General features: G+C 45.1%; 11 protein-coding genes and 1 tRNA gene. 9 read left to right on the forward strand and 3 right to left on the reverse strand.

The genetic code is table 11. The features are described from left to right. The first annotated feature begins 67 nt into the window (after window positions 1-67). Window positions 68-1,363, forward strand: a complete 1,296-nt coding sequence (locus PCAR9_RS02165; RefSeq protein WP_179982213.1) for an amidohydrolase — start codon at window positions 68-70, stop codon at window positions 1,361-1,363. A 22-nt stretch (window positions 1,364-1,385) separates the two neighbouring features. Beyond that, window positions 1,386-4,202 (forward strand): ATP-binding protein, encoded by a 2,817-nt coding sequence (locus PCAR9_RS02170; protein WP_179982214.1) that lies wholly within the window; start codon window positions 1,386-1,388, stop codon window positions 4,200-4,202. On the opposite strand, the gene nhaA is transcribed toward PCAR9_RS02170, so the two are convergent. Next, the gene (gene nhaA, locus PCAR9_RS02175) at window positions 4,164-5,438 is read right to left on the reverse strand and encodes a Na+/H+ antiporter NhaA (RefSeq protein ID WP_179982215.1); all 1,275 of its coding nucleotides are present in this window, start codon (window positions 5,436-5,438) and stop codon (window positions 4,164-4,166) included. The two genes, PCAR9_RS02170 and nhaA, sit on opposite strands and share 39 nt — an antisense overlap. Before the next feature lie 276 nt (window positions 5,439-5,714). Here nhaA and purE point away from each other — a divergent pair, with 276 nt between their 5' ends. The 6 genes from purE to PCAR9_RS02205 all read left to right on the forward strand — a co-directional run bounded on the left by purE (window position 5,715) and on the right by PCAR9_RS02205 (window position 10,168). Then, the gene (gene purE, locus PCAR9_RS02180; RefSeq protein ID WP_179982216.1) at window positions 5,715-6,209 is read left to right on the forward strand and encodes a 5-(carboxyamino)imidazole ribonucleotide mutase; all 495 of its coding nucleotides are present in this window, start codon (window positions 5,715-5,717) and stop codon (window positions 6,207-6,209) included. Beyond that, the gene (locus PCAR9_RS02185) at window positions 6,206-7,342 is read left to right on the forward strand and encodes a 5-(carboxyamino)imidazole ribonucleotide synthase (protein ID WP_179982217.1); all 1,137 of its coding nucleotides are present in this window, start codon (window positions 6,206-6,208) and stop codon (window positions 7,340-7,342) included. Before purE ends, PCAR9_RS02185 begins: the two co-directional genes overlap by 4 nt. A gap of 60 nt (window positions 7,343-7,402) precedes the next feature. Next, window positions 7,403-7,478, forward strand: a tRNA-Thr gene (locus PCAR9_RS02190). A gap of 66 nt (window positions 7,479-7,544) precedes the next feature. Next, window positions 7,545-8,126 (forward strand): copper chaperone PCu(A)C, encoded by a 582-nt coding sequence (locus PCAR9_RS02195; protein WP_179982218.1) that lies wholly within the window; start codon window positions 7,545-7,547, stop codon window positions 8,124-8,126. 187 nt (window positions 8,127-8,313) lie between these two features. Next, complete coding sequence (locus tag PCAR9_RS02200) at window positions 8,314-8,787, forward strand: Dps family protein (RefSeq protein ID WP_118490413.1); 474 nt, start codon at window positions 8,314-8,316, stop codon at window positions 8,785-8,787. A 187-nt stretch (window positions 8,788-8,974) separates the two neighbouring features. Next, a complete protein-coding gene (locus PCAR9_RS02205) occupies window positions 8,975-10,168 on the forward strand; it encodes a PQQ-dependent sugar dehydrogenase (RefSeq protein WP_179982219.1) in 1,194 nt (397 codons plus the stop codon). An 82-nt stretch (window positions 10,169-10,250) separates the two neighbouring features. Here PCAR9_RS02205 and PCAR9_RS02210 read toward each other — a convergent pair whose 3' ends face one another. Further along, complete coding sequence (locus PCAR9_RS02210; RefSeq protein WP_179982220.1) at window positions 10,251-12,359, reverse strand: S9 family peptidase; 2,109 nt, start codon at window positions 12,357-12,359, stop codon at window positions 10,251-10,253. Between the two features lie 292 nt (window positions 12,360-12,651). Further along, on the reverse strand, window positions 12,652-12,984 hold the full coding sequence (locus tag PCAR9_RS02215; protein WP_179982221.1) for an Mpo1-like protein: 333 nt from the start codon (window positions 12,982-12,984) through the stop codon (window positions 12,652-12,654). A gap of 250 nt (window positions 12,985-13,234) precedes the next feature. Here PCAR9_RS02215 and trxA point away from each other — a divergent pair, with 250 nt between their 5' ends. Further along, window positions 13,235-14,104 carry a thioredoxin gene (gene trxA / locus PCAR9_RS02220; protein ID WP_179982222.1) on the forward strand — a complete coding sequence of 290 codons (870 nt, stop codon included), beginning with the start codon at window positions 13,235-13,237 and terminating at the stop codon, window positions 14,102-14,104. Window positions 14,105-14,112 lie beyond the last annotated feature (8 nt).

Below are 14,112 nucleotides of genomic sequence, written 5' to 3' on the forward strand. Positions count from 1 at the left end.
GAAGCATTGGTGTGTTCTCCTTTAAGATGATTTACTCTGTCTAAAAACATCAAAGGAAATAAGAGATATGAATCGGAAGTTGCTGTCACTTGTATTTGCTGGCCTAGCCTCTTTTACAGCTAGCGCTAACCCCATTAACGTTGATGAACTGGCTAACAAAGTTGAGCCGGACGTTATTAAATGGCGCCATCATTTTCATGAGTTTCCAGAACTGTCGAACCGCGAGTTCAAAACCGCTGAGTATGTGGCTGATTACCTTAAGAGCCTAGGCTTACAAGTTCAAACCGGTGTAGCTAAAACCGGGGTGGTAGCAATATTAGATTCTGGCAAGCCTGGCCCCGTTGTTGCCCTACGAGCTGATATGGATGGGCTTCCGGTCAAAGAGCAAAACGACCTAGCATATCGCTCTACGCAAGTAGGCGAATATAATGGTAAAGAAGTGCCAGTGATGCACGCCTGTGGTCACGATACGCATATGGCTATGCTCATGGGTGCTGCAAAAATTCTTACTGAAATAAAGGGTGAATTAAAGGGTAAAGTGAAATTTATCTTTCAGCCTGCAGAAGAGGGCGCCCCCGCTGGAGAAAAAGGCGGTGCTGAAGTTATGGTGGCAGAAGGCGTATTAAAAAATCCTGATGTTGATGCTATTTTCGGTTTGCATATTAATGCCAACACCGATGTGGGCAAAGTGCGCTATAACGCCGGTGGCACTATGGCCGCAGTAGATCCGTTCAAAATTGTTATTCACGGTAAGCAAGCGCATGGCGCTTATCCGTGGAAAAGCGTAGACCCAGTAGTTACTGCTGCGCAAATGATAATGTCTATTCAAACCATTGTAAGTCGTGAATTAAAACTGATTGACGACGCGGCAGTGGTATCGATTGGCTCAATCCATGGTGGTAACCGCTCTAACATCATTCCAAATGAAGTAGAGATGGTAGGCACTATCCGTACTCTTAACGAAGCCGCTCGCGATCATATTTACGAGTCGCTTCCACGCAAAGTAAAAGCGATTGCAGAGAGTATGGGGGCGGAGGCAGAACTTACGTTACCACTAGATTACTATTACCCAATTACCTATAACGATCCAGAGCTTACAAAAGCCATGCTACCTACCATGCAGCGTACCGCTGGTATTGAAAACACATTGCTTTCCAAGCCGGTAACCGGGGCAGAAGACTTTTCATTCTTCCAAGAGCAAGTTCCAGGCTTATACGTTTGGGTGGGCGGTAAGCCGCTAGATGTATCAGAAGAAGACAGCCCCGCTCATCACACGCCAGAGTTCTATGTTGATGATGAGGGAATGAAGCTGGGTGTTAAGCTGCTTACTAACTTTACTTTAGATTATATGGCGCAACACTAACACTGGCGGCTGGAGACATGTATTGAAAATTGGTAGTAATTCGTTTTCCATTTCATGGTCTCTGGCCTTCCAAGCATTAATTGTATGTGTACTTGGTGCAAGTTTAAACGCCCTCTCTCCACCTTTTGACAGCACTGGGATAGCCGCATTTGGTATAGGAGCGGCAGTTTACGCCTCTCTTCGCTTTTCCCCTTTTATTTCAATTCCCATTGCACTGCTAACCAGTCTTCCATTGTGGTTAAACGAAGGCAGCATTGTAGGCAAGGAAAGTCTCACTCTTTTGCCAATAGTACTTAGCTTTTTCGGCTACGATAAATCGCTAAAGCAGGTGATTAAAGTAGGCGCAGGTTTCTGGTCTATCGTCTTTTTACCCATTTTGCTGTTAGAACACTCTCTGTTCGATGATGACAACGTGAACATGGTGTTCTCGGGTGTTTTAGTTACTTGGGTCAGCGGTGTATTTGGCTTAATCATCGGCCATTTCGCATACTTAGCCATTTATGGTCTGAAGCGGCAAACTTCGTACAAATCCGAGCGGGTCACGCTTCACTTTCTCTTCGGGTATTTTTTCTCTGGATGCTTCTTTGTCGCTTCTATGGCGGTGATATATCTGTCAGTAAGCTTGTTTCAGCATCAACAAGAACGGCAAATTCACAGTTATATGACCCAGCGCGTTAAAGTGCTGGAGTTTCAGCTTTCAAATTTTTTACGTCATCATCAAAATGCTATTACCGCCACAGCAAAAGTACTTTCTAATAGTGGTTCGGAAAAAAACAACGAAAACACCGCAGCCAAAAATCTACAAATTGTGGCTTCTAATAACCCTGAATTTTTAACCTTTTTGGTAGCCAATGAAGATGGTGATATTACGCATGCCTATCCACCAAGCATGTTGGAAAAAGCAAAGCGAAATGGGCGGCCCAATGTGTCTTATCGGCCTTATTTTTATGAGGTAATGCAAAGTGGGGCGCCATTCTTATCTAACGTTTTTCAAGGCCGTGGCTTTGGTAACGACCCCATTGTCGCGCTATCTGCGCCTATTTTAGATAGTAATGGGTCGCCTAAAGGTATTGTAGAAGGGTCATTATCACTAAAGAGCTTTCATGCTATTGATAAACTTAGTCTCGGTGGATTCTCGATGTTAATCGAAGATCAAAAGGGTGAGGTAATTTACGCCTCCGAGGCGTTAGCGTTAAAGCCCTTAACTAAGGCACCGTTTTATTCATGCGAGCCTAAATGTGCCATTGAAGTTGATAATGGCCCTCAAGGTAAGACGTGGCTTAGATTTACTGATAATGTTTCTTTTGCTAATTGGAAGGTTAGCTATTATTTCGATAAACGGCTTTTGATGGCATCAATGAGTAGTTATTTACTCAAAGATTTGCTTTTATTACTGGCTTTATCTGCATTCGGGACCTTTACAGGCTATGTAGTAGCGAAAATGGTGGGAGCACCCATTCGCCGTCTTATTCGCTACATAGCAGACTTCGAACCTACACAGCAACAAGGAAAAAAAGCGCCGCAAAGAGCACTCCACATTCAAGAGTTATCGTCACTAAGCGATGAGTTTATGCGCTTAGAAACCCGCTTGTTAGGTGCTTTTGATGAGCTTAAGAAAGCGCGAGAAATAGAGCAGGGGCTAAACGTAGAACTTAATGAGTTAAACCAGTCTTTAGAAAAACGTATAGAGGAAAAGACTGAGCATTTAGCGCTAGCGTTGAAAGAAGCTGAAGCTGCTAACGTTGCCAAAACCCAATTTCTTGCCAATATGAGCCACGAGATAAGAACGCCGATGAACGGTATCGTTGGCTCTTGCGAATTGATGTTAGACAATGACCTCCCCGAGCATATCGCAGTGAGAGCAAAAACGATTTCTCGTTCAGCTACTAATTTACTGATTATTTTGAACAGTATTTTGGATTGGTCGAAAATTGAATCAGGAAAAATGCTCAGTGATATCCAGCGCTGTGACATTCGTGAGTTGCTTATTGCTTCCTGTGAACTTTATCGCCATACAGCGCAGGTTAAGGGGTACGACATTGCACTTAATATTAGAGACAATGTACCCAATGCTTTAAACATTGATGCTGGAAAAGTAGCTCAGGTTATTAATAACCTTCTTAGCAACGCGATTAAATTTACCAATGAAGGTGAAGTTTCGGTTGACGTTAGTTACGCGCACCAAGGGCTTAAAGTTTCGATACAGGATAGCGGCATTGGTATCGCCCCGGAAAAAATACATCTTATCTTTGAAAAGTTTGAACAAGCTGACACATCGACCACCCGCCACTTCGGAGGAACCGGTCTAGGCTTGGCCATATCCAAAGGGCTAGTTGAGTTGCTCGGCGGCGAGCTCTACGTTGAAAGTGAATTGGGCAAGGGGACTAATTTTACTTTCCATATTCCGGCCACTACGAGTAATAGCGATAAGCAGGAGCAACCTAAGACCTCAGCAACACTCCCCAGTGGTCTTCGCGTACTTCTTGCAGAAGATAACGATATAAACGCTGATATCGTGATGGATATGCTTAAATCAGCGAACATCAAATGTATTCGAACTAAGAATGGCAGAGATACCGTACAAGCAGAGAAAAAACATGATTTCGACCTGGTTTTAATGGACTGTCAGATGCCCATAATGGATGGATTGGCTGCATCCACACTTATCCGCAAAGAAGGTAGAAATAAAACTAAGATTAAAATTATAGCGTTAACGGCCAACGCATTTGTTGAAGATAAAAATGCCTGCTTAGAAGCAGGCATGAATGCGCATTTAAGTAAGCCTATACGCAAGCAAGTGCTATTTGACTGTATTGCCCGTGAGCTTGCTAGCGTTTGAAGCTACGTCAGTGTCATCACTTGGGGCATCACTTACCAGTCGCAATACAATGTAGCCCAAGCACGCAGACACAAGAGAGCCCGCTAAAATTCCGACCCGCTCATCAAAGATTTGATTAATCCCGGTTTGTTCAAAAGCAAGTCCTCCTATGAACAGGCTCATAGTGAAACCAACGCCACACAGTAGTGCACAACCGTAAATATGCTTGAAGTTAAGATCGTCAGGCAACTTTGCTAGTTTTAGCTTCACCATTAAATAGCAAAACCCAAATACACCAATCTGTTTACCCACAACCAAGCCAAGGAAAATACCAAAGGTTACAGGGTGGAAAATTCCTTCTGGGCTAATATTGCCAAAACTAATGCCCGCATTAGCAAACGCGAACAGAGGCAAAATGGCAAAACTTACAGAACCATTTAAGCCGTGCTCAAGTCGTGTTACGGGAGAGTATGACGCGTCTTTTTGATCCCGCATGGGAATAAAACTAGCCAATACCACACCGGCTAACGTCGCGTGTACGCCCGATTTCAGCATAGCGACCCATAAAATGATGCCTACAAAAACATAGGCTGGAATATCCACTACATTTCGCTTGTTCATTTGCCACAGCAGTAACAAGCACCCAGCAGCAACGTACAACGCGCCAGCTGTAATGTTGTCGGTATAAAACAAAGCAATAATTACAATAGCGCCGATGTCGTCGATGATGGCTAACGTAACCAAAAATACTTTTAGGCTAGTAGGTACTCGGCTACCCAGTAACGCGAGAATACCCAACGCAAAGGCAATGTCTGTGGCAGCGGGAATCGCCCACCCTGCAATCGCCACAGGGTTATCCCAGTTTATGCCTACATAAATCAATGCAGGCAACGCCATGCCGCCCACTGCACCTGCAGCGGGTAAAATAATATCTTTAGGGTTTGCCAGCTCACCTTCACACACTTCGCGTTTAAGCTCTAGGCCTACGTGAAAGAAAAAGACTGCCATCAAGCCATCGTTAATCCATAGCAGCAAAGGTTTATCGATAGCCCACGAACCAGCGGATATTTGAACTGGCATGCTGATTAAATGGTCGTAAAGTGTATCTAGTGGGGAGTTGGCAATAATGAGTGCGAGTATTGTCGCGGCCATCAGCAAAATACCGGGAGCCGCCTCGCGGTTTAAGAAGTCAGAGACAACGTCCTGTACTTCTTCTATCACTTCATCAAGTACGTCGGGTTCATGCTTATCTGTCATCAATAACCTCTTGCGCCATTTAACTACTAACACCGCAAAGCTTGTAGAGTCGCGGTTGCTAATCCGTGTTATAAGGCAGTTTTTCTACACAAATTAATTATAGTTAATACGGATTATTAAGTTTAGATAGATCACCCTTAAAGGTAGAGTGCTTTTACACGCTCGTAATCTATAGCGCTATATTTCACGCCATTTACGGTGGGATTTTGAACGGTTTTAAGCTACAATCGCGGCCTTTCCAAGGTTGTCCATTTTACCTACTCCGAGGATCTCTAGATGGCAAAAGTCGCGATTGTAATGGGTTCAACTTCAGACTGGCCTACCATGCAGCAGGCCGCAAAAATGCTGAAGTCGTTTGGTGTTGAATTTGAAGCGAAGGTGGTGTCGGCACATCGTACACCCAACTTGCTAGTAGAGTTTGCAGAAAGCGCTGCCGATGAAGGTTTTAGCGCAATAATTGCTGGCGCGGGCGGTGCAGCACACTTGCCGGGAATGATTGCTGCACACACGCATTTACCTGTGTTTGGCTGCCCGGTTAAATCAAAAGCGCTCAACGGGTTAGATTCATTGCTTTCTATCGTTCAAATGCCGAAAGGCGTAGCAGTAGGCACACTAGCCATTGGTGAAGCTGGTGCAGCAAATGCTGGTCTACTGGCGGCGCAAGTCGTAGCGCTGCAAGACGAGAGTGTGCGTGAAGCCGTTATCGCTTTTAGAAAATCTCAGACTGAGACAGTACTTGCTTCAAGCAACACATTGGAGCTAGATGAATGAGAGTAGTTGTTTACGGCGCAGGCCAACTTGCTCAAATGATGTACTTAGCGGGAAGCCCGTTAGGTATTGAGGTTCAAGCTGTGGACGTAAACAACGATACCGTTGTACATCCAGTTAGCAAAACCCCACTCGATACAACACTAGCGCAAGCGCTAGAGGATGCCGATGCATTAACAGTAGAGTTTGAGCATGTACCTGAAAGATTGCTTGAAGAAGCGGCTAAAACAAACAAGTTGATGCCGAATATCGACAGTATTCTAGTTGGTGCCGACCGCGTACGCGAGAAAAAGCTGCTTGAAAGCATGAAAGTAGCAAACTGTGATCACCAGATAGTGACCGACCTTGCTCAATTAGATGATTGCGTAAAACAGCTTGGTAGCAAACTTATTCTTAAAGCGAGTCGCGATGGCTACGACGGTTACGGACAGTGGCGTTTAAGTGATGAAGCGGATTTGCCAGCACTAAAACGCTCGCTACAAGGCCTGGACTTAGAAAACGTGCCATTAGTGGTAGAAAAAATGGTGGCATTCGATAGAGAACTATCATTAATTGGTGTACGCAACGCTAATGGCGACGTGAGAACCTATCCACTTGCTGAAAATCTGCATCACCAAGGTCAGCTTCATGTGTCGGTCGCGCCTGCAACTAGTGTGGATGATGCTCTTCAGGCTCAAGCTCACGATATTTTCGTGAAACTAGCTGAAGGCATGGACTACATAGGCGTGCTGGCAGTGGAGCTATTCCAAGTAGGCGATAAACTGCTTGTCAATGAACTTGCTCCGCGTGTACATAACTCTGGGCATTGGAGCCAGTCAGGCGCTGTAACCAGTCAGTTTGAGAATCACTTGCGTGCTGTTTGCGGTTTGCCTCTTGGCGATACGTCAGCCATAGGGCCTAGTGCTATGGTTAACATCATTGGTTGCAGCAGCTTTTCACGAGACCTGCTAAGCATTGATGGAAGTCACCTGCACTGGTACGGAAAGTCTGTTCGTGAAAAACGCAAAATGGGACACATCAATGTCACCACTAATAGTTATGAAAATTTAGGTGAAAAGCTCATGGCGTTGAGCAAATATTTACCACTTGAGTACTTCCCGAAATTAGTTGGTGAAGCAACGCGATTAAAAGGTTGACACCCACGCGTTTATCGCTAGAATACGCATCCGCTGTCTAGGCAGCGGTTTTTAAAGTGTGCCGACTTAGCTCAGTTGGTAGAGCAACTGACTTGTAATCAGTAGGTCGCCAGTTCGATTCCGGCAGTCGGCACCATTTTTCTTTTTTCCTATGCCAAACTTACGTACACTTGCTTACGAATACTCATTCGGAGCAGACTGTATGTCACTTTTTTCCAAATCACTTAAACCTTTAGTTATCGTTACTGGCTTATTTTCTTTAAGCTTGTCTGGGACTATTTCAGCCCATGGCAATGATCATGATAACCACCACAAGCCAGAAGAGCAGCACAGGCACGCCAGTAAGCAAACTGACGTTATGGTGATGAACGGTTACGCCAGAGCAACCTTTGCCTTGGCAAAAACCGGCGCAGTGTACTTTACTTTACATAATCAAAGTAAAAGCGATAAAACGCTGATATCTGTTTTAGTACCCCAAGATATAGCAAGTGATGCGCAAATCCACACAACGGTTATGCAAGATGACGTCATGAAAATGCGTGAGCTAACTGAAGGGGTTAAGGTTAAAGCGGGCCAAATGATTGCGTTTGAACCAGGTGGTCGCCACATAATGCTGTTGGGACTGACCAAAGGTTTAAAAGAGGGTAGTGAAATAGCGCTAACACTTAAGTTTGACGATGCGAGCGAGGCTAAGGTAAGACTGCCTGTTAAAAAAGAGCCATCAGCTGGAAAAGAGCCATCAGCCAAAAAAGAAACGGGTGATGGCCATCATCACCACCATTAGTCAGATATCTAAGACAAAACGCTTAACGTCATCGATTAATACGATGGAAGCAATTAACTAAACCGTTAATCTAAATCAAAAATTATAGAGTATTATTAACCTATATTATCAAGACCTAGATTTTTGATGGCCAAGAAACTGGCTGAACGAAAATCTCTAAAAGGGTTTCAACGTTAAGGAGTGTGACATGAGCAAGATTGATATTGGTATTTCTGAAAGCGATCGTAACGCAGTAGCAGAAGGCCTGAAAAAGCTATTGGCCGATTCTTACACTTTGTACCTTCAAACGCATAACTTCCATTGGAATGTAGAAGGGCCGCAGTTCCGTGAACTGCATCTTATGTTTGAAGAGCATTACACCGAACTTGCGGAAGCGGTAGACGAAATCGCAGAGCGTATCCGTACTTTAGGTGTTTCAGCGCCGGGCACATATAAGTCGTTCGCTGAACTTAGTTCAATTGAAGAAGTTGAAGGTGTGCCTGAGGCCAACGAAATGGTTCGCTTACTGACTCATGGTCATGAGCAAGTAGTGAAAACGTGCCGCGAATCATTAAAGCTAGCGCAAGATGCGGACGATGAATCATCTGCAGCGCTAATCGGTGACCGCATGCGTGTTCACGAGAAAACAGCGTGGATGCTTCGTGCAACGCTTCCAAAATAAATACGCCGCCGTGGTGAAGGTGGTTCGCATCGTTTAGACGACAAACTAACTTTATCGCATTAGCGAGTAAAACTATCACAAAGGGTACAGCAGCGCTGTACCCTTTTTTGTATACTGCTATAACTTAAAAAATAATAGAAGAAGTCTGTGCAACCAAACACAGCTTCTGTAAAAGAGGCTTCTAACGATGAAACCATTAAGCACTTTAGCAGTTAAGTCCAAACCCTTAAGCACGTTAGCGCGCCCGATAGCGTGCGCAGTAGCGAGTGCAATGGCGCTAACGGTAAGCCAATTCGCCCTAGCTCATGGCGATCATAAGCATGGCGAAGCGCATGAAATTACTGACAGCGATATAACCGTAACCACGCTTGCTGAAGGTTTAGAGCATCCATGGGGCATGGTGTTTTTACCTGATGGAGACTTGCTGGTAACCGAACGAGCGGGTGGTATCCAACGATTGTCAAAAGACGGTAAATTGTCAGGGCGCCTAAACAACGTACCAGAAGTGGTCGCGCAGAACCAAGGTGGTATGTTAGACATTACCATCGACCCAGACTTTGCCAGCAACAACACAATTTATTTCTGTTACAGCAAAGCGAGTGAGAAAGAAGGCAAGCCTGGCAGCAGTAGTAGTGTTGCAAAAGCCACGCTTACTGATTCGGGCCTTGAGAATGTCGATGTTATCTTCAGTGCCGACTCTATTGTCGATAATGGCTTTCACTTTGGCTGTCGCTTAGCATTCGATGCTAAAAAGCACTTATACGTGACCATGGGCGATCGCTATAAGTACATGAAAGAAGCGCAGAACACCGATAATCACTTTGGTAAAATTGTGCGTATCAACCGTGACGGCAGCGCAGTAGAGGATAACCCCTTTACCGATGGCAATGCCCCTGAAATATTTAGCTATGGTCACCGCAATGTCCAAGGCGTAACTATTCACCCTGAAACCGGCGCAGTTTGGGCGATGGAACACGGTCCTAAAGGCGGTGATGAAATTAATATCTTAGAGCGCGGTGCGAACTACGGTTGGCCAGAAATTACCTATGGCGTTGACTACAGCGGCGATATTATCAGCGATAAAACTCATATGGATGGTATGCAGCAGCCTTGGTTGTACTGGGATCCGTCCATTGCACCAAGCGGCTTAACCTTCTATCAGGGCGACATGTTTAAAGAGTGGAACGGCGATATATTAGTGGGCTCTTTAAAATTTACGCACCTTCGCCGTATCAAGGTAGAAGATGGAAAGCCAGATGAGCAGTTCGAGTATGTTCGAGACAATCACGACCGCATCCGCGACGTAGAAGTGGGGCCAGATGGTGCTATTTACTTACTGACAGACGCGCCCAATGGCAAAGTTGTGAAGCTGACCAAATAAGGGTCGATGATAAAAAAAGAAAGGCGCCATTTTCACTGAAGGGCGCCTTTTTTCTTAAAGAGAGCTCATAATTTAAACCGATTTACTCGCTGTCGTTGTCTTTCTTGTGGCGCTCAAACCACGCCACAATATTTCCCACCTTTTGAATCAAGCGAGAGGGGCGGCTTGCAATGCCGTGTGAAGCCCCTGGAATTCGCACCATCGCCGCATCCACACCTTGCAGTTTCAGCGCTTGGTAATATTGCTCGGTTTCACTGATGGGGGTGCGGTGATCGGCTTCGCCGGTTAGCAGCATAGTTGGCGTTACTACATTACCCACTAAACTTAGCGGGCTGCGCTGCCACAACTTATCGGCAATTTTCCAAGGCATATCAGCCATCCAATATTGGCTAAAGTAAGGATATGCATCAGCCGTCAACGAAAAGCTCATCCAGTTGATAACGGGTTTCGCCACTACTGCCGCACTAAAGCGCTCAGTTTTACCAATAGACCAGGCAGTAAGTGTACCGCCACCCGAGCCGCCGGTAATAAACAAGTTCTCTGAATCAACATAGCCTTGTTCAACAACGGCGTCTACCACGTCCATCAAGTCGTTGTAGTCTTCTGACGGGTAGTTATGGTGAATTAAATTACCAAATTCTTCACCGTATGAGCTACTGCCTCTTGGGTTAGCCCATACCACAACATAACCTTGCGCCGCCATTAGCTGAATTTCCATAGCAAAATGAGGGCCGTAGGCCGCATGAGGACCGCCGTGAATTTCTAATATCAGCGGGTATTTCTTGCTGCTATCGAATCCAGGTGGCAAAGCAATCCATGCGTCGATAGGTAGTTCGTCAACACTTGATTCTACGGAAAGATCTTGTACCTCTGCCAACGTCTTATGCCCGAGTGCGTCGTTATTTAAAGCGGTAAGCACTGTGTCGTCTTTACCTTTTCTGTAAAGCGCTAAGTCGCCAGGCATGGTGCGGCTGGCAGTGGTATAAACGATGTCACCTTTTTCACTAACTGCAAAGTCACCTGACGTGTAAGGGCGGCCAAAGGCCTGACCGCCAATACTTACATCAATAGTTCTTACATCACCTTTAAGGTTGACTGTAGCAAGCTTAGTCTCGCCATGATCAAGATAAGAGAAAACTAATCCGCGACTGTCTTTACGCCACGTGAACTTACCTAAGCTTCTATCTAACGATGTAGTTAAGCGGGTGATATCACCACTTTTAAGCTCTAGTACAACAATGTCACCGTTTTGGTATGAAAGCTTTCTGTCGTTTAGCTGAGTAAACGCAAGGTACTTTCCGTCGGGGCTTAAGGTTGGTCTGCCTTCAGGGCCCTCCATATCGGTAACTTGTTCAACTGCCGCTGTGCTTACGTTCACTTTGTAGATATCGCCAGACAATGGGTGCAGCGCATAGTCTTCTCGCTGCGGTGTGGCGAAATAAATCCAGTCATTGTTTCTAGAAAAGGCAAGGGTACCGCCGCTTGGGAATTTCCCCATTGTTAACTGTCGCGGTGTGCCGCCTTCCACAGGTAAAACAAAAATCTGATCGAAGCCTTCGCGCAAGTAGCCTATGCCGTCACCTCTATATTTTACCGCGTCAATATAGGTGGCTTGGTCAGCCCACTTTGCTCCTTTTGGCTTGCTCGGCATTCCTGTAAACAATGGCTTTTGCTTTTCTTCGGTAAACTGCGTAAAGGCTAAAGTTTTGCTGTCGTGAGACCAGGTTAACTGGCGAGGTGTCTCGCTGGTATTGGTTAAACGCACAGACTGCATTGTATCTAAATAATAAAGGTGGATTTGTGCGCGGCCGTTGACCGATTTTGTATACGCCACCATTTTACCGTTGGGCGACAAAGTCGCCTGTGACAAGTTCTCGTCTAGTCCGATAAACGGGCGATGCTCACCTGATTTAATGTTCACCTGCCACAATCGGCTTTGTCTTCCGTCAGTCATGACATCCATGCTTTGACGAGAATAAATGACTGTTTCTTTATCAAGGAATTGAGGGTTAGCGACAAATTCCAAGTTAAAGGTATCTTCGTACGTTAGCGCATTTACGCTATCTGAATCAGAGCCAGAATTTTGCAACGCACTGGCTTGGCTGATACCTAAAACCAATAATGATAATGCTGTCGAGGTAGCTAATAAGCCTTGTCGCATAGGGCGAAGGGGGAAACGAGACACAAACATGTTTGTTCCTTTTGTTATTCTTGTTGCGCTAAGCGCGATAGGTAATGTGTTCGCAGTCGTGCTCTTAACGTTAACGCTAGGGTTAATTTAGTAAACTGTGAACCTTATTCTCAACCATATCGCTTTCGTTTCCATTATGTAAAGGGTGTGCGGTGAAGGGGCAGGATTGTCCGTTAAAAGTGCGTATTACTGCATGTATCGCAACACATAGCGCTATGTATAACAATGGGAGGCTAACAGCGGGTATTATCGGTAATAACGCAGTATCGCCGTTGTCTAATTCTCACAAGGCTTATTCACCTTTAAGGCTAATTTTGCCCACCAGAATATCTTTAAACATAACCCAATCGCCCATCAAACTGTAAAGGGGGTGTTTGAATGTGGCGGGGCGATTTTTCTCAAAAAAGAAGTGTCCTACCCACGCAAAGCCGTAACCTACTAGCGGTATAAACCACAGTAGCGACCAGCTCGCCATATATATTGCCAGCGCTATAACGCTAAGTACTAGCCAAGAGCCGATAAAATGAAGCGTGCGGCATGTGCCGTCTTTATGCTCATTTAAATAAAACGGGTAAAACTCTTTGAATGAAGCAAACTGAGTGTCTGTGCTGGTTTGTGTAGTCATAAAACCCTCTCGGCCAAATCTTAAAGATGTAGGGTGGCTTGATAATAAAGTAGCTCAATAGAGCGAATTTACACTACATTAACATTCATTGAGATTGTAGATTGTCGTGAAAGCGACAAAGACGAAATGGCTGCTTTTATAAAAAGAGTATGTCGCTCATTGCGAAACTAAAGATAACGCGCGTTAACCTTGTAATTTTACAGCGTCTGCCCCATATTCCTCTCAATACAAGAAATTAAAGGCCTGCGTCATGGAAAATCTCGTTGCAAATAGCCAAGCAACCATCGTGGATATTACGGTAGAAAACTTTCAGCAAATTATTGTAGAAGCATCACAAGAAAAACTAGTGCTTATCGATTTCTGGGCTGATTGGTGCGAACCTTGTAAAGACCTAATGCCCATATTAGAAAAGCTGGCAGGTGAATATAGCCAGCATTTGATTTTGGCCAAAGTAGACTGCGAAGCACAGCAAGAAGTGGCGGCTCAGTTTGGTATTAGAAGCCTACCAACGGTGATGGTGGTGCAAAATGGTCAGCCCGTCGATGGCTTTGCAGGTGTACAACCTGAGCAGCAAATTCGTGAAATGCTGGATAAATATTTGCCAAACCCAGAAGATGACCTACTTGCCACTGCTGGCAAGGCGATCCAACAAGGGGATTACGCAGAAGCACTGCCAGCGGCAAAAGAAGCCTTAACGCTTAACCCTGATAACGTAAACGCTAAGTATATGCTTATTGATTGCTACGTTGAGACTGGCTCTATCGATGCAGCTAAAGCTTTGCTTGAAGAGATTAAGCTAGTAGATCAAGATTCTCGCTATAAGAGTTTGGCTGGCAAAATTGAACTTGCAGAACAAGCGGCAGATACGCCTGAAATACGCCAGCTTCAAGCGGCAGTAGAAGCGAGCCCTGATGACCTGCAGCTTAAGGTTGACCTAGCTGTACAGTTGCAGCAAGCGAACAAAGCACAAGATGCACTAGAACTTCTTTATACTGTATTAAAGAAAGAACTTGGCTTTGGCGATGCCAGAAAGTTAATGATGGATATGATGAACGCACTCGCTGACGGCGACCCGCTTAAGTCAGAGTATCGTCGTAAAGTCTATAGCTTGTTGTACTAAGCCTATTC

It is taken from the genome of Alteromonas macleodii (genome assembly GCF_903772925.1).
GTDB classification, from domain to species: domain Bacteria; phylum Pseudomonadota; class Gammaproteobacteria; order Enterobacterales; family Alteromonadaceae; genus Alteromonas; species Alteromonas macleodii_A.

Excerpts from the sequence above, each read along its gene's own strand:
- PCAR9_RS02215 (WP_179982221.1), bottom strand. The coding sequence starts at position 12,984 with ATGACTACACAAACCAGCACAGACACTCAGTTTGCTTCATTCAAAGAG.
- nhaA (WP_179982215.1), bottom strand. The coding sequence starts at position 5,438 with ATGACAGATAAGCATGAACCCGACGTACTTGATGAAGTGATAGAAGAA.
- PCAR9_RS02165 (WP_179982213.1), top strand. The coding sequence starts at position 68 with ATGAATCGGAAGTTGCTGTCACTTGTATTTGCTGGCCTAGCCTCTTTT.
- PCAR9_RS02195 (WP_179982218.1), top strand. The coding sequence starts at position 7,545 with ATGTCACTTTTTTCCAAATCACTTAAACCTTTAGTTATCGTTACTGGC.
- PCAR9_RS02200 (WP_118490413.1), top strand. The coding sequence starts at position 8,314 with ATGAGCAAGATTGATATTGGTATTTCTGAAAGCGATCGTAACGCAGTA.
- PCAR9_RS02210 (WP_179982220.1), bottom strand. The coding sequence starts at position 12,359 with ATGTTTGTGTCTCGTTTCCCCCTTCGCCCTATGCGACAAGGCTTATTA.
- purE (WP_179982216.1), top strand. The coding sequence starts at position 5,715 with ATGGCAAAAGTCGCGATTGTAATGGGTTCAACTTCAGACTGGCCTACC.
- PCAR9_RS02185 (WP_179982217.1), top strand. The coding sequence starts at position 6,206 with ATGAGAGTAGTTGTTTACGGCGCAGGCCAACTTGCTCAAATGATGTAC.
- PCAR9_RS02205 (WP_179982219.1), top strand. The coding sequence starts at position 8,975 with ATGAAACCATTAAGCACTTTAGCAGTTAAGTCCAAACCCTTAAGCACG.
- trxA (WP_179982222.1), top strand. The coding sequence starts at position 13,235 with ATGGAAAATCTCGTTGCAAATAGCCAAGCAACCATCGTGGATATTACG.